Here is a 13,522-nt window from a genome sequence, read left to right on the forward strand (position 1 = left end):
GTCTACAGGCCGAGCTTGGTGACCGCGTTGTCCTCCAACGGGTTCGCGGTGCGGATGTAGCGGTGCACGGTGCGCGGGTTGGACCAGCGGCCCTGGCGCATGATCTCGCGGTCGCTGGCGCCACCCAGGGCGGCCTGGGTGGCGAAGCCCGCGCGCAGGGAGTGGCCGGAGAACAGGGCCGGGTCCAGGCCGGCGCGGGCGGCGTAGCGCTTGACCAGCTCGGCCACCGCGCGGCCGGAGACCGGGGTGGCGCCCAGGTGGCCGTGTTTGCTGACCGAGGGGAACAGCGGGCGGGCGGTGCCGTCGGCCAGCGGGGTGCCCCGGTAGCCGTGGCAGGTGTGCATGCTGGCGGGCTCGGACCGGGTGGCCAGCCACTGTTGCAGAGCCGCGGAACCGTTGGTGGCGTTGACTTCCAGCAGGGCGACCCAGTTGGCGAAGGCGCACACCGGGCAGGTGTGCGGGCGCTGGCCGCGGGGCAGGGCGACGCGCTGTTCGTGGATGCCGGTGGGGTCGGTCTTGGTGCTGGCCAGCTGGATGAGCAGCAGGGGTTCGCCGGTGGACAGGTCGGTGTCCACGGTGACGTCGTCCAGGGTCAGCGCGGCCAGCTCGCTGCGGCGCAGGGCGCCGGCGAAGCCGACCAGGAGCAGCAGCTGGTCGCGGCGGCGGGCCGGTTCGGTGGGCCAGCCCGGTTCGGGCAGGCCGGTGAGCAGCTCTTCCAGCGTGTGCAGCAGGACCGGGCGTTTGCGGGTGGGCTGGGTGCGGCGGGTGCGGCGGATACCGCGCAGGGTCAGCCGGACCACGTCGGTGCGGGTCGGGCTGGGCAGGCCGTTGGCGGCGTGCACCGCGGCGATCGCGGCGGACTTGCGGTCCAGGGTGGCCGGGCTGAACGCCGGGCGGCCGTCCGGTTTGCGGGCATCGGCGGCCGCGGCCAGGTAGACCGCGAGGTCCAGTGGGTCGGCGGGCAAGGCCTGGCGGCCTTCGGCGGCGCACCAGGCGGCGAAGGCCAGCCAGTCCGAGCGGTAGGCGCGCAGCGTGTTGGGGGACTGGCTGGCCTCCAGGTAGCGGGCCAGCGACTCCGACTGCTCGGTCTCGAACCTGGCCCGCACCGCCAGCAGCTGCTGGGTGTCCACCAGCACGCTGCGCGGCCCCTGCTCCAGGCGGGCGCGCACGAGCTGGGGCAGTCGGTCCGCGGTCTCCGGCACGGGGTTAGCCTGCCACAGCGAGATGTCATGATCGACTCTCCAGACCGGTGACACGGAAGGAAGACGCGGTGGCCGAGCTGTCCAGGGTGGCGTCGACCGAATCGGGAATGCTGGCGATCTTCGCGCCGGAGGAGTTCGCCGGCGTCCGCGACCAGGTGAGCTGGGCGGCCGAACTGGGCAGCGCGGAGAAGATCCGCGAGCGGATAGTCGCCGGCGGGCTGGTGCCGGTCAACATCGGTGGCGACGGGGCCTGGCAGGTGGTGCTGCGCGCCGACGGCACCGGCCTGACCGAGCGCGAGGACCGCTACCTGATGCTCAGCTCCGAACCGTATCTGCTGGTGTGCCACGGGATCGCGCACATCGGCGGCATCGAGGAGGTCTGCGCCGAACCCCAGGACACCGGCCTGCCGGTGCGGCCGGGCCGCTACTCGGTGGTGGTGCACCTCATCGAGTGGGAGGCCGAACCGGGCAGCCGCGACGCCGACGGACAGCCCGCCGCCGACGCGCTGCCGGACTTCGTGGTGCTGCTGGAATGGGACGCGCCACTGGTCTCCGACCTGGCCACCTCGGGACCGTTCGCGCCGGTGTACCGGCAGGAGCTGATGACCTTCGACGCGGCTCAGAGGGTGTCCCCGAACTGCTGACCGGCCATGGCGGGCAGGCTCCGGCACCACCTGGTCACCGTGCCCGACGACGGCAGCCACGGGCTGTACGGCCAGAACTCCTGCGTCACCGCCAAGGTCGACGAGTACCTGGTCGACGGGGTGCTGCCCGGACCGTGGTCGCTGTGCGCGGGCGCGCCGCGGCCGGAGGATGCCGGAGAGCAGCCACCTGGGGTCCACAGTGGACGGACGAGGATCAGTGCCGGTCGCCGGTCGCCGCCCAGGCCGCCTCGATCATCTGGAAGATCTCGTCCACCGCGGCGTCCGGGTCGGCTTCCCCGCGGGCCAGGGAGAATGCCTCGACGGTGAAGCGGGCCAGGGCGCGGCAGGTGGTCGCGCTCGCGGACAGGCCCGGGTCCTCGATCAGGGCCGTGGCCAGCGATTCCGCGTGCCGCAACCGCATCGACTCCTCGTACTGCCGCAGCGCGGGGGTTTCGGTGATCAGGCGCCAGGTCGGGGCGGAACCCTCGGCCGAGCAGTGCCGCACCAGGGCGCGCACCTGCTCGCGCAGCAACGGGATGAGCGGCTCCCGCCGGGCGCGGCCGGTGACCGCCTCGGTGAGGGCCTGCTGGAACTCCTGGTCCTGCTCGAACACCAGCGCCTCTTTGCCGGCGAAGTGGGAGAAGACGGTGGTCACGGCCACATCGGCTGCGGCGGCCACGTCCCGGATGCCGACCGCCTCGTACCCGCGCTCCAGGAACAGCGCCAGCGCGGTGTCGGCGATCTTCTGGCGGGTCGCGGCCTTCTTGCGCTCGCGGCGGCCGGGCGGTGCGGTCATGCGCTGATGCTATCAGCTCCGAAAGTGGAACCGTTGTTTAAAGCTAACGGTTAGTGCTACGTTCGGTGGCAGTCGAGAGGGGAGCCATCGATGCGCACGGTGATCGTGGGCGCGGGACTGGTCGGCCTGACCACCGCGGCCTCGCTGCGGCTGATCGGGCACGAGGTGACCGTGCTGGAGCACGCGCCCCGAGTGCGGGCGGACGGAGCCGGGATCGGCCTGTGGCCCAACGCGTTGCGGGAGTTCGACCTGCTGGGCATCGGTGAGCGGGTCCGGCGGATGGGCGAGCCGGTGGACGCCTGGTTCTTCGACGCCGCCGGGAACCCGCAGCGCGCCGAGGAGTACGGCCCGGAGGCCTACCGGTTCCTGATGGTGCCGCGGCCGGAGCTGACCGACCTGCTCGCCAGCACCGCCGGCCGGAACCGGATCCGCCTGGGCGCGCACGTCACCGGCTTCACCGAGCGGGACGAGCAGGTGCTGGTGCACCTGGCCGACGTCCCGGCCGGTGCCGAGCGGCCGGAGGGCACCATGGTCACCCTCGGCGGCGCGCGGACCCGGGGCGGCTACACCCGGGTCGCCGAGGGGCGGACCATGTGGTGGATCGCCCAGTTCGAGGCCGGCGAACTCGTGGGCGGCAAACGGGACCGGGCGCTGCTGCGGGCTCGGCAGGTGGCCGAGGACGGCTGGCACGACGAGCTGCTGGCGATGATCGCGGCCACCCCGGAGGAGGCCATCCTGGAGAACCAGGTCGTGTGTGTGCCCGAGCTGCCGCGCTGGACCACCGGCCGGGTCGCGCTCATCGGCGACGCCGCGCACGGCCTGTCCCCGCACATCGCGGCGGGCGGCACCCTGGGCATCGAGGACGCCGGGGTGCTGCGCGCCGAACTCACCGGCGAATCCGATCCGGCCACGGCGCTCGCCCGCTACGGCAAGGCCCGCCGGGACCGGTTCGCGCAGGTCCGCGCGCACGCCGACGCGGTGGAACACGCCCAAGGGGCCGCCGAATCCGCGCGGCGCTACGCCGCCTTCAGCCACTGGATGCTCAGCACCGCACCCAGCACCTACTAGAGGACTGAGGAACGAGAACATGCAGAAGGTGACCTTCGCCGAGTTCGGCGGTCCGGACGTGCTGCGCCTGGAATCCGCCGGGGAACCGCACGCCGGCCCCGGCCAGGTGCGCATCGCGGTGCGCGCGGCCGGGGTGAACCCGGTGGACTGGCGGATCCGCTCCGGGCAGCTCCAGCACGTGCACCCGGTCGAGCTGCCCGCCGGGCTGGGCATCGACGCCGCCGGGCTGGTGGACGAGGTGGGCGCGGGCGTCCGCGGAGTCGAGGTCGGCGAGCGGGTGTTCGGGGCAGGCTCGAGCACCTACGCCGAACTCGCGGTGCTCTCCGCCTGGGCCCCGATGCCCGAGGGGCTGAGCTTCGAGGAGGCGGCCGGGTACCCCTCGGTGGTGGAGACCGCGCTGCGCCTGCTGCGCGAGGTGGGCGTGCGGCCGGGGCAGACCTTGCTGGTCAGCGGCGCGTCCGGTGGCGTGGGCTCGGCGCTGGTGCAGATCGCCCGCGAGCGCGGCATCACCGTGATCGGCACCGCGGGCGCGGCGAACCAGGACTACCTGCGCGGCCTGGGCGCGCACGCGGTGACCTACGGCGAGGGCTGGGTGCGGCGGGTGCGGCGGTTCGGCCCGGTCGATGCGGCGCTGGACGTGGCGGGCTCGGGCGTGCTCGGCGAACTGGTCGAGCTGACCGGCGATCCGGCCACGGTGGTCTCCATCGCCGACCTCCGCGCACCCGAATTCGGCGTGCGCTTCTCCGGGGTGGCCGGGAGCATCCCGGAGGCGCTGGCCGAGGCGGCCGATCTGATCCGGCGGGGCCGGCTGCGCATCCCGGTGGCGAAGTCCTACCTGCTCGCCGACGCCGCGGCCGCGCACCTGGACAGCCAGGCCGGGCACACCCGGGGGCGGCGCGTACTGGTGCTGTGAAAGGGGTTCAGCGCGGCGGGCCCAGTCCGGTCACGGCCAGCCGGAGCAACCGGTCAGCCTGCCCGGCGGGATCGGGGTGCTCTTCGGTGGCCAGCGCGATGCCCACGGCCAGCGTGATCAGGTCCTCGACGGTGAGGCCCGCGGGCACCCACCTCTCCCGGACCGCCCGGCGCAGCAACGGTTCCGCCGCCTCGGCCACGGTGGCCGAGCAGGTGCTCTCGTGCGCCCGGGCCGCCTCGGCGTCGTAGGCCAGCGCGGCCGCCAGTCCCCGCGCGGAGACGCAGTAGCCGACCAGCTCGCCCAGCCAGTCTGCCAGTGCGTGCTGACTGTCCTGTTCGGACAGTTCCCGCGCGCGCCGGCACAGGGCCTCGATCCGTTCCCGGGACACCGCCTCCAGCAGCGCGCGGCGGGTCGGGAAGTGCCTGCGCACGGTGGCCGAGCCGACCCCGGCGAGGCGGGCGATCTGTTCCAGGGAGGCGTTCGCGCCGTGTGCGGCCACCTCCGCGGTGGCCACCGCGAGGATGTGCGCGTAGTTGCGCCGGGCGTCGGCCCGTTGGTGCTGAGCCATGGTCACCTCGATGTTTGCTAAGTGGCGGGGTCCGCCGTATCGTACCCGAGGGTAAGTGGCGGACCCCGCCGCTTAGTTCACTGAATGGAGTGCCATGTCCGCAGAATCCGCACCCGTCCTGGTCACCGGTGCCACCGGCAGGCAGGGTGGCGCCACCGTCCGCGCTCTGCGCGCCGCGGGCGTCCCGGTCCGCGCGCTGGTCCGCGACCCGGCCACCGAGCGGGCGAAAGCCGTTGCCGCGCAAGGGGTCGAGCTGGTCACCGGTGACCTGCACGACCGCGACTCGGTACTCAGGGCGGCCAAGGGAGCTCGGGCGGTCTTCTCCGTGCAGCTGCCCGCCGCGACCGCGGACGGCGTCGACTTCGCCGGGGAGGTGACCCAGGGCGTCAACCTGATCGAGGCCGCGCAGGCCGCCGGGGTGCCGCAGTTCGTGCACACCTCGGTCTCCGGTGCGGGCCGGCACGTCGAGGTGCCGGGCTGGACCGAAGGCGAGTGGAACTGGATGGCGCCCTACTACGAGGCGAAGACCGAGCTGCAGGACCGGGTCCGCGCGGCCGGGTTCGAGCACTGGACGCTGCTCAAACCCGCCTTCTTCATGGAGAACTTCCTGCCTTCCATGCGGTACCTGTTCCCGCGCGGCCTCGACGGCGGCCTGGTCACCCTGCTGCGCCCGGAAACCCGGCTGTCCCTGATCGCGGCGGCCGACATCGGCCGGGCCGCCGCGGCCGCCATCGCCGAGCCGGGGCGGTTCCACCGGGTCGAGCTGGAGCTGGCCGGCGACTACCTGTCCATGACCGAGGTCACCGAGGTGCTCGCCCGGGTCCTGAACCTGCCACTGTCCACTCCGGACATGACCGAGGCGGAGGCGGTCGCGGCGGGCATGCCGGCGATGGGCCACTCGCACAAGTGGGTCAACGTGGCCGGGCAGCCCGCCCGGCCGGAGTTCGCCAGGGCGCTCGGCATCCCGCTGACCGGCTTCGAGGCGTGGGCGCGGGAGCACCTGGCGGCTGACCGGGCTTGACTGTGCCCCGACGGCACGACGTGGTCAGGCCAGCGCGAGGTAGACCGCGGTGGCGATCGGGGCCAGCGGCAGCGCGGGCAGCAGGTTGGCCACCGCGATCTCGCGCAGTTCCAGCATGCGCAGGCTGATCGCCAGGATCAGCACCCCGCCCACCGCGGTCAGCGAGCCGATCACCGCCGGCACCATCACCGTGCTCAGCACCGAGGCCAGCGCGGTCAGACCGCCCTGGTAGAGCAGCACCGCGGCCGCGGACAGGCCAACGCCCCAGCCCAGGTTGGCGGCGAAGGCCAGCGCGATGAACCCGTCCAGGATCGCCTTGATCGACAGGATGCCGGGGTCGCCCTGCACGCCGTCGGCGAAGGCGCCCAGCACCGCCATCGGGCCGACGCAGAACAGCAGGGTGGCGGTGACAAAACCGGTGGCGAAGCGGTGGTCCCCGGCCTCGCCGCGGGTGAACCTGCGTTGCAGGAACAGGCCGAAGCGGTCCAGCCGGGCCTCGATGTCGATCGCCGAGCCGAGGCCGCCGCCGAGCACCAGTGCGGCCAGGACGAGGATGGTGGCCGCGCCGCCGGCCGCGGTGGCGAACTCGCCGCTGAAGGTCTGCATCGCCTGGTGCACGCCGAGGGCCAGCAGGAACAGCGCCAGCGAGGAGACCATCAGCTCCCGCCAGCGCTTGGGCAGGCGGTCGCCGAGCACCGCGCCCACCCCGGTGCCCGCCACGATCGCCACCACGTTGATGCCCGTGCCCAGACCAGTCACCGGATCAGCCTAGGTGGGCAGGAGCAGCCGGAAAGCGTGCTCCTGCCCACAACCTGGGGCTACCGCGCGAGGTAGCGGCCGGTGCGGCTGGCCGGGTCGGCCGCGATCTGCTCCGGGGTGCCGGTGGCCACCACCCGGCCGCCGCCGTCCCCGCCCGCCGGGCCCAGGTCGATCACCCAGTCCGCGCCGCGCACCACCTCCGCGTTGTGCGACACCGTGATCACCGTGTGCCCCTTGGCCACCAGCCGGTGCAGCACCCCCATCAGCCGGGCCACGTCGCTGGCGTGCAGCCCGGTGGTCGGCTCATCCAGCACGTACAGCGTGTGCTTGCCGGGCCTGCGCTGGAGCTCGGCGGCCAGCTTCACCCGCTGGGCCTCCCCGCCGGAGAGGGTGTTGGCCGCCTGCCCCAGCCGCAGGTAGCCCAGCCCCACCTCGCACAGGGTGCGCAGCGGGCCCGCGATCACCGGGGCCGCGGCGAAGAACTCCGCGGCCGCCTCGATCGGCAGGTCCAGCACCTCGGCGATGGTGCGGCCCCGGTAGGTCACCTTGAGGGTGTCCGCGTCGTAGCGGGTGCCGTGGCAGGTGTCGCACTCCAGGAACACATCGGGCAGGAAGTACATCTCCACCCGCACCGTGCCGTCCCCGGCGCAGCTCTCGCAGCGGCCGCCGGGGGAGTTGAAGGAGAACCGGCCCGGTGTGAAGCCGAGCTCCTTCGCCGTGGGGGTCTGGGCGAACAGTTTGCGGGTGGCGTCCAGGATCCCGGTGTAGGTCGCCGGGGTGGAGCGCCCGGAGCGGCCGATCGGGGCCTGGTCCACCCGGATCACCCGGTCCAGGCGGCCCAGCCCGTCGACGCGTTCGTGCGCGCCCGGCGGTGGGGCTTCCGCGCCCAGCGCCCTGGCCACCGCCCGGTACAGGATGGTGTCCACCAGGGTCGACTTGCCCGCCCCGGACACCCCGCTGACCACCACAAAACACCCCAGCGGGAAGGCGACGTCGATCCCGGCCAGGTTGTTCTCCCGCGCGCCCCGCACCACCAGCTCCCGCCCCGGCACCGGGGTGCGCCGCCGCGCCGGGACGTGCCCGGTGCGGCGGCCGCTGAGGTAGGCCCCGGTCAGCGACTCCGGATCGGCGAGCAGCTCGGATGCGGTCCCGGTGAAGACCAGCTGACCGCCGTGCTCACCGGCCGCCGGGCCGAGCTCGACCACCCAGTCCGCGGCCCGGATCAGGTGCTCGTCGTGCTCCACCACGATCAGCGTGTTTCCCCGGTCCCGCAACGACTTCAGCGTGCCGATCAGCTCGTGCACGTCCTGCGGGTGCAGTCCGGCGGTGGGCTCGTCGAGCACGTAGAGCAGCCCGAAGAGCTGGGTGCCGAGCTGGGTGGCCAGCCGGATCCGCTGGGCCTCCCCGCCGGAGAGGGTGCGCGCCGGGCGGTCCAGGCTGAGGTAGCCCAGGCCGACCTCGGTGAGGTGGCGCAGCCGGTCGGTGATCTCGGCCAGCGCCTGGGCCAGCACCCGCCGCTGCCGCTCCGGCAGTTCCAGCGTGCTGAAGAACCGCAGGCATTCGGTCACCGGCAGTGCGTTGACCTCGGCGATGCTGCGGCCGTCCAGGCGCACCCCCAGCTGGGCCGGTCGCAGCCGCGCGCCGCCGCAACCGGCGCACAGCCGCTGCTCAGTGCTCTCCGGATCGGCCGCGGCCCCCAGGCCGAGGCAGTCCGGGCACTGGCCGAAGGGCAGGTTGAAGGAGAAGGACCGGTTGTACATCTCCGGCACCTCGGTGTCATGCCCGTCCAGGCAGACCAGGGTTCCGTTGTCGGGCAACAGTTCCTCGGCGCACACCGTGCAGTGCGGCACGCCCGCGGTGGCCCACACCACGCGCATCAGGTCGAACACCTCGGTCACCGTGCCCACCGTGGAGCGCGGGCTGCGGGTGGCCGAGGAGCGCTGGTCCACCGCCACCGCCGAGCACAGCCCGGACAGCAGGTCCACCGCCGGCTTGTCCATCTCGTTCATGAACTGGCGGGCGAAGGTGGACAGCGACTGCACCTGCCGCCGCTGCGCCTCGGCGTAGAGGGTGTCGAAGGCCAGTGAGGACTTCCCGGAGCCGGAGACCCCGGTGAAGACGATCAGCTTGCGGTGCGGGAGGTCGAGGTCGACGCCGCGCAGGTTGTGCACGCGCGCGCCACGCACGATGAGCCGGTCGGGGAGCTGGGTGTCGGTCGAGTCGAGGACGTCGACTGAGGTCACCATCGTCCTTTCTGGACTGGTCGGGAAGCGGGCTCAGGCGGAGAGCTTGCGGATGGCGCGCAGCGCGAAGGCGGTCGCGCCCGCGCAGCCGAGCACGGTGATGGCCAGCGCGATCAGGATCGACGGGTGGCCGAAGTTCCCGGCGAAGAGCGCGCGCTCGGCGTTGACCACGTGGGTCAGCGGGTTGATCCGGGACAGCCAGAACAGCCAGCCCGGGGCGGCGTCCATCGGCAGCAGCATGCCCGCGGTGAGCATCAGCGGCAGGATCGCGGTCTGCACCGCGGTGTAGAACAGGTACGCCTGCTTGAGCACCAGCCCGAGTCCGAGCGAGCCCACGCCGACCCCGGCGGCCAGCACCAGCAGCATGACCAGGCCGAGGACGGTGCCCAGCGGGTCGACGTCCAGGCCGAAGGGCAGCACCAGCACGATGAGCACCAGCGCCTGCAGCAGCAGCGTGGTCAGCTGGCGGCCGACCTGCCCGACCAGCAGCGCCACCCGGTTCAGCGGGGAGGCCAGCAGCCGTTCCAGCGAGCCCATGTCCCGCTCGTACATGATGTCCGCCCCGGCGAAGGCGGTGCCGAACAGCGTGGTGAAGACCAGCATGCCCGGGATGAACCAGGTCCACGGCGTGCCCCCGCCGCTGGAGACCCCCGGCAGCGCGAAGGTCGAGAGCAGCGGGCCGAACAGCGCCACGTAGAGCAGTGGCTGGATGAGCCCGGTGATGATCGCCATCGGGTTGCGCAGCGTCGGCCGCATCTCCCTGGCGTAGACCACACCGGTCGCGGTGATCAGGTTCATGCCGACTCCTCACGCAGGCTGCGGCCGGTCAGGGACAGGAAGACGTCGTCGAGGCTGGGCCGGGCCACGCTCAGCCCGCGCAGCCGGATGTCCGCGGCGTCCAGCGCGCGGACCAGGATCGCCAGGGCCTCGTCGCCCTGCTCGACCCGCAGGGTCAGCCTGCTGCCCTCGGCGGCCACCTCGTGCGCCCCCGGCAGCGCCGCGCCCACCGGCACCGCGCGGGCGGCGGAGTCCGGCTCGCCGAACTCGACGGTGACCAGGTCGCCGGAGACCTTGGCCTTGAGCTGGTCCGGCGTGCCCTCGGCGATGATCCGGCCGTGGTCGATGACGATCACCCGCTCGGCAGCGGTGTCGGCCTCGTCCAGGTAGTGGGTGGTCAGGAAGATCGTGGTGCCGTACTGCTCGCGCAGCCCGGTGATGTGGTTCCACAGGTTGGCCCGGCTGTGCGGGTCGAGACCGGTCGAGGGTTCGTCCAGGAACAGCAGGTCGGGCCGGTGGATCAGCCCGAGGGCGACGTCCAGGCGGCGCTTCTGCCCGCCGGAGAGCGTGGCCACGTACCGCTTGGCCTGCTCGGTGAGCTCCAGCTGCTCGAGCAGCTGGTTGGCCCGCACCCCGGCTTCGTGTCGGTTGAGGCCGTAGATCCGGCCTTGGGCGACCAGCTCGTCGCGGACCTGCTGGCCCTCGCTGGCGCCGTGCTTCTGCCCGATGTAGCCGATCCGGCGGCGCACCCCGTCCGGGTTGGCGCGCACGTCGAACCCGGCCACCTTCGCCTCGCCGGAGGTGGCGGGCAGCAGCGTGGTCAGCATGCGCAGTGTGGTGCTCTTGCCTGCCCCGTTCGGGCCGAGGAAGGCGACGATCTCGCCTTCTTGGACATCCAGGTCAACGCCTTGGACGGCCTTGACCACCTCCCCTTTTGCTTTGAAGTGACGGACCAGATCCCTGGTGTGGATCATCCCCAGCTCCCTACTCAAACTTGAGTCGCCGGGCGAGGGTAGGGCAGATCGGACCCAACGTACAAGTTTGAGTGGCGAAAAAGTTCAGCCGCAGCTGATGTCGGGCTTCGGCCGCGGCCGCGGACTGCCGTCACTGTGGAACCCGGCCCCACCGGGCTGGCCGAAGACGTGCGGGGCCTCCCCGGCGAAGGTGTGCGCGCCCGCCTCGATCCGTTCCACCAGGTCCTGGGTCCAGGCCACGCTGGCATCGGCGGAGGAGCGCCAGACCCCGAACAGCTCGCTCATGTGCGCGGGCTCGGTCAGCTCCCCGGCCCGCCCGGCCACCTGCGCCCGGTTGACCTCCAGCGCGGCCAGCCGCTCCTTGAGCAGCGCGATCACCTCGTCGCGGGGCAGCGTCGGCATCAGCACCAGCGCGGCGGCCAGCAGGTCGGGCTTGTGCTCCTCCGGCTCGCGCAGGGTGGCGCGCAGCAGCCGGAAGAACTCCGCCTCACCGGCCGGGGTGAGCGCGTAGTCCACCCGGCCGATGTTGCCCACCGGCGAGGAGGAGGTCATCAGCCCCTCCTTGGTCAGCTGCTTGAGACCGTGGTAGATCGAGCCCCACTTGATGTTGGCCCACTCGTGCGCCCACCAGGACTCCAGCTCGGCGCGCACCAGATAGCCGTGTGCGGACCCGCACCAGCGCACCACGCCCAGCACCAGCAGCCTCGTCGCCGACATACTCTCCCTACTTCGCCGTGCCACCCCCGGTGACCAGGTTATCCCTGCTCGATCGAAGCTCGGCGGAGGTCCGCCACCAGCAGGCACAGCGCCGCCCCGACCAGCTCCAGCCCGGCGCTGCACAGGAACGCCGCCGAGACCCCGAACGCGCCGACGGCCAGCCCGAACAGTCCGGTCGCCAGCGGCGCCACGCCCAGGCTGCACAGGGTGTGCACGCTGCTCACCCGGCCGCGGAAGGCATCGGGGGTGCGGGCCTGGATCAGCGTGCGCACCCCGACCCCGCAGGGCGCGCCGCCGAGTCCGATCAGCACCGCGGCGCCCACGGCCACCGGCAGCGTCGGGGCCAGCGCCATCACCACCATGGCCGCGGTCTCGGCCAGCGCGGCCACCGCGACCACCAGGCCGAGCCGCCGTCGCAGCGGCACCCGCAGCAGCACCAGCGCACCCAGGGCCGCGCCGCCGCCGAACCCGGCCACCAGCAGCCCGACCCCGACCGAGCCCCAGCCGCGGTGCTCGGAGAGGATCGCCACGCCCAGGTTCATCGGCCCGACGAAGCCCAGGTTGATCACCAGCGCGGCCAGGATCACCGTGCGCAGCACCCGTTCCCGCCGCAGGAAGGCGAACCCGGAGCGCACCGAGGCCAGCACGCGCTCGGTGCTGGGCTCGACCTCCCGGCGCGGCTTGGCCGAGGCCACCGCGGCCATCGACACCCCGAAGGTCAGCGCGTTGACCACACAGGCCAGCGGCAGCCCGCCCACCGCGACCAGCAGCCCGCCCAGCGGTGCGCCCAGCAGCAGCGCCGCCCGGCCGACCACCTCGTGCAGCGCCGCGCCGGAGGACAGCTGCGCCGGTTCCAGCAGCCGGGGTTGCAGCGATCCGGCCGCGGGCAGGAACACCGCGTCGGCGATGCCGAAGGCCAGCGCCACCAGCACCAGCCAGAGCAGGCTGGGGGAGAGGAAGGCGAGGGTGGCCGCCAGCAGCATGACCAGCGCGCGGGCCAGGTCGCTGCCGATCATCAGCCGCCGCGCGTCGAAGCGGTCGGCCAGCGCGCCGCCGAGCAGCATCAGCGCCAGCCTCGGCACCGCGGCCACCGTCATCACCAGCCCGGCCACCCCGGGGGAGGCCAGCTGCACCGCCGACCAGGACAGCGCGATGTGCCAGACCTGGTCGCCCAGCAACGAGGTGCCGTGCCCGGCCAGGTAGCGCAGGTAGGCGGGCTCCCGGTAGGCCGGGCGCAGCGCGGTCGCGGTGCTCACGGGCGCTCCGGGAAGCCGTGCAGGAACAGGAAGACGTGCTCGCGGCCGTCCTCGGCGCCCGGTCCGGCAGGCAGCTCCTTGCGCGGCTCCCGCCAGCGGTTGATCACCTCGTGCAGCTCGTCCTCCAGTTCGCGCAGCTCGGTGTCGGTCAGGCGCAGGAAGTTGTTGGAGATGAAGGCCGAGGTGTTCCACTGCCCGCCCCAGGCCGAGCGGTTCTGCTGGAAGTCCCGGACCCGCTCGAACTGGTTGGTCACCATCTGGGCGACCGCGGCGCTGGCCACCGCCTTGGCCTCAGGGGTGGTGAAGTCGGTCCAGGCCCAGGACTGGTGCTCCTCGGCGGCCCGGTACCAGCGCTCGCGGCGGTCCCTGGCCAGCTCGGGCGCGGTCTCGATGTAGCCGGCCTTGGCCAGCTCGCGCAGGTGGTAGCTGACCAATCCCGGATCGGTGTCGACCTGCTTGGCCAGCGTGCTCACCGTGGCCGGGCCGGCCTGGGCGAGCAGGTGGTAGAGGCGCTGGCGCAGCGGCTGGGCCAGGCCCTTGAGCACCTCGGGATCGGTGATGCGACGGTTCCCCATGTTTCGGAA

The 13,522-nt window shown here is 72.9% G+C and carries 15 protein-coding genes and 1 pseudogene; 5 read left to right on the forward strand and 11 right to left on the reverse strand.

All coding sequences use genetic code 11. The annotated features are described in order from the left end of the window. Positions 1 to 2: 2 nt before the first annotated feature. The gene (locus N8J89_RS21105) at positions 3 to 1,202 is read right to left on the reverse strand and encodes a site-specific integrase (RefSeq protein WP_283658711.1); all 1,200 of its coding nucleotides are present in this window, start codon (positions 1,200 to 1,202) and stop codon (positions 3 to 5) included. A 47-nt stretch (positions 1,203 to 1,249) separates the two neighbouring features. On the opposite strand from N8J89_RS21105, the gene N8J89_RS21110 reads away from it, so the two are divergent. Then, complete coding sequence (locus N8J89_RS21110) at positions 1,250 to 1,846, forward strand: hypothetical protein (RefSeq protein WP_283658712.1); 597 nt, start codon at positions 1,250 to 1,252, stop codon at positions 1,844 to 1,846. 6 nt (positions 1,847 to 1,852) lie between these two features. Beyond that, positions 1,853 to 2,173 carry an alpha/beta hydrolase gene (locus N8J89_RS21115; protein ID WP_283658713.1) on the forward strand — a complete coding sequence of 107 codons (321 nt, stop codon included), beginning with the start codon at positions 1,853 to 1,855 and terminating at the stop codon, positions 2,171 to 2,173. Here N8J89_RS21115 and N8J89_RS21120 read toward each other — a convergent pair. After that, positions 2,061 to 2,642 (reverse strand): TetR/AcrR family transcriptional regulator, encoded by a 582-nt coding sequence (locus N8J89_RS21120; protein WP_283658714.1) that lies wholly within the window; start codon positions 2,640 to 2,642, stop codon positions 2,061 to 2,063. The two genes, N8J89_RS21115 and N8J89_RS21120, sit on opposite strands and share 113 nt — an antisense overlap. A 90-nt stretch (positions 2,643 to 2,732) precedes the next feature. Here N8J89_RS21120 and N8J89_RS41750 point away from each other — a divergent pair, with 90 nt between their 5' ends. Both N8J89_RS41750 and N8J89_RS21135 read left to right on the forward strand, forming a co-directional pair. Beyond that, complete coding sequence (locus N8J89_RS41750; RefSeq protein WP_349497398.1) at positions 2,733 to 3,710, forward strand: FAD-dependent oxidoreductase; 978 nt, start codon at positions 2,733 to 2,735, stop codon at positions 3,708 to 3,710. Positions 3,711 to 3,729: 19 nt separating this feature from the next. Next, positions 3,730 to 4,623 (forward strand): NADP-dependent oxidoreductase, encoded by an 894-nt coding sequence (locus N8J89_RS21135; RefSeq protein WP_283658715.1) that lies wholly within the window; start codon positions 3,730 to 3,732, stop codon positions 4,621 to 4,623. 7 nt (positions 4,624 to 4,630) lie between these two features. Here the strand turns inward: N8J89_RS21135 and N8J89_RS21140 are convergent, their stop codons facing one another. After that, positions 4,631 to 5,191 (reverse strand): TetR/AcrR family transcriptional regulator, encoded by a 561-nt coding sequence (locus N8J89_RS21140; RefSeq protein WP_283658716.1) that lies wholly within the window; start codon positions 5,189 to 5,191, stop codon positions 4,631 to 4,633. Positions 5,192 to 5,285: 94 nt separating this feature from the next. Here N8J89_RS21140 and N8J89_RS21145 point away from each other — a divergent pair, with 94 nt between their 5' ends. Beyond that, positions 5,286 to 6,212: an NmrA family NAD(P)-binding protein gene (locus N8J89_RS21145; RefSeq protein WP_283658717.1), complete on the forward strand. Its 927-nt coding sequence runs from the start codon at positions 5,286 to 5,288 to the stop codon at positions 6,210 to 6,212. 24 nt (positions 6,213 to 6,236) lie between these two features. Here N8J89_RS21145 and N8J89_RS21150 read toward each other — a convergent pair whose 3' ends face one another. The 8 genes and pseudogenes from N8J89_RS21150 to N8J89_RS21180 form a co-directional block, all read right to left on the reverse strand. Continuing rightward, positions 6,237 to 6,971 carry a DUF554 domain-containing protein gene (locus tag N8J89_RS21150; RefSeq protein ID WP_283658718.1) on the reverse strand — a complete coding sequence of 245 codons (735 nt, stop codon included), beginning with the start codon at positions 6,969 to 6,971 and terminating at the stop codon, positions 6,237 to 6,239. Positions 6,972 to 7,030: 59 nt separating this feature from the next. Then, a complete protein-coding gene (gene uvrA, locus N8J89_RS21155) occupies positions 7,031 to 8,731 on the reverse strand; it encodes an excinuclease ABC subunit UvrA (protein ID WP_502868493.1) in 1,701 nt (566 codons plus the stop codon). A gap of 57 nt (positions 8,732 to 8,788) precedes the next feature. After that, positions 8,789 to 9,217 (reverse strand): annotated as a pseudogene (locus tag N8J89_RS41970) (hypothetical protein); the annotation flags it as partial. Between the two features lie 30 nt (positions 9,218 to 9,247). After that, positions 9,248 to 10,012, reverse strand: coding sequence for an ABC transporter permease (locus N8J89_RS21160; RefSeq protein ID WP_283658721.1), 765 nt, complete (start codon positions 10,010 to 10,012; stop codon positions 9,248 to 9,250). Continuing rightward, positions 10,009 to 10,965: an ATP-binding cassette domain-containing protein gene (locus tag N8J89_RS21165; RefSeq protein ID WP_283658722.1), complete on the reverse strand. Its 957-nt coding sequence runs from the start codon at positions 10,963 to 10,965 to the stop codon at positions 10,009 to 10,011. The genes N8J89_RS21160 and N8J89_RS21165 overlap by 4 nt, the downstream gene beginning before the upstream one ends. An 84-nt stretch (positions 10,966 to 11,049) precedes the next feature. Beyond that, positions 11,050 to 11,682, reverse strand: a complete 633-nt coding sequence (locus N8J89_RS21170) for a PadR family transcriptional regulator (RefSeq protein ID WP_283658723.1) — start codon at positions 11,680 to 11,682, stop codon at positions 11,050 to 11,052. Positions 11,683 to 11,720: 38 nt separating this feature from the next. Beyond that, entirely contained in the window at positions 11,721 to 12,938 is a 1,218-nt protein-coding gene (locus N8J89_RS21175; RefSeq protein ID WP_283658724.1) for an MFS transporter, read from the reverse strand. Next, complete coding sequence (locus N8J89_RS21180) at positions 12,935 to 13,513, reverse strand: ArsR/SmtB family transcription factor (protein ID WP_283658725.1); 579 nt, start codon at positions 13,511 to 13,513, stop codon at positions 12,935 to 12,937. The genes N8J89_RS21175 and N8J89_RS21180 overlap by 4 nt, the downstream gene beginning before the upstream one ends. Positions 13,514 to 13,522 lie beyond the last annotated feature (9 nt).

This window comes from Crossiella sp. CA-258035, assembly GCF_030064675.1.
Taxonomy (GTDB): Bacteria; Actinomycetota; Actinomycetes; order Mycobacteriales; family Pseudonocardiaceae; genus Crossiella.

Coding starts and splice junctions, on each gene's coding strand:
- N8J89_RS21115 (WP_283658713.1), top strand. CDS start 1,853: ATGGCGGGCAGGCTCCGGCACCACCTGGTCACCGTGCCCGACGACGGC.
- N8J89_RS21120 (WP_283658714.1), bottom strand. CDS start 2,642: ATGACCGCACCGCCCGGCCGCCGCGAGCGCAAGAAGGCCGCGACCCGC.
- N8J89_RS41750 (WP_349497398.1), top strand. CDS start 2,733: ATGCGCACGGTGATCGTGGGCGCGGGACTGGTCGGCCTGACCACCGCG.
- N8J89_RS21135 (WP_283658715.1), top strand. CDS start 3,730: ATGCAGAAGGTGACCTTCGCCGAGTTCGGCGGTCCGGACGTGCTGCGC.
- N8J89_RS21140 (WP_283658716.1), bottom strand. CDS start 5,191: ATGGCTCAGCACCAACGGGCCGACGCCCGGCGCAACTACGCGCACATC.
- N8J89_RS21145 (WP_283658717.1), top strand. CDS start 5,286: ATGTCCGCAGAATCCGCACCCGTCCTGGTCACCGGTGCCACCGGCAGG.
- uvrA (WP_502868493.1), bottom strand. CDS start 8,731: ATGTACAACCGGTCCTTCTCCTTCAACCTGCCCTTCGGCCAGTGCCCG.
- N8J89_RS21160 (WP_283658721.1), bottom strand. CDS start 10,012: ATGAACCTGATCACCGCGACCGGTGTGGTCTACGCCAGGGAGATGCGG.
- N8J89_RS21165 (WP_283658722.1), bottom strand. CDS start 10,965: ATGATCCACACCAGGGATCTGGTCCGTCACTTCAAAGCAAAAGGGGAG.
- N8J89_RS21170 (WP_283658723.1), bottom strand. CDS start 11,682: ATGTCGGCGACGAGGCTGCTGGTGCTGGGCGTGGTGCGCTGGTGCGGG.
- N8J89_RS21180 (WP_283658725.1), bottom strand. CDS start 13,513: ATGGGGAACCGTCGCATCACCGATCCCGAGGTGCTCAAGGGCCTGGCC.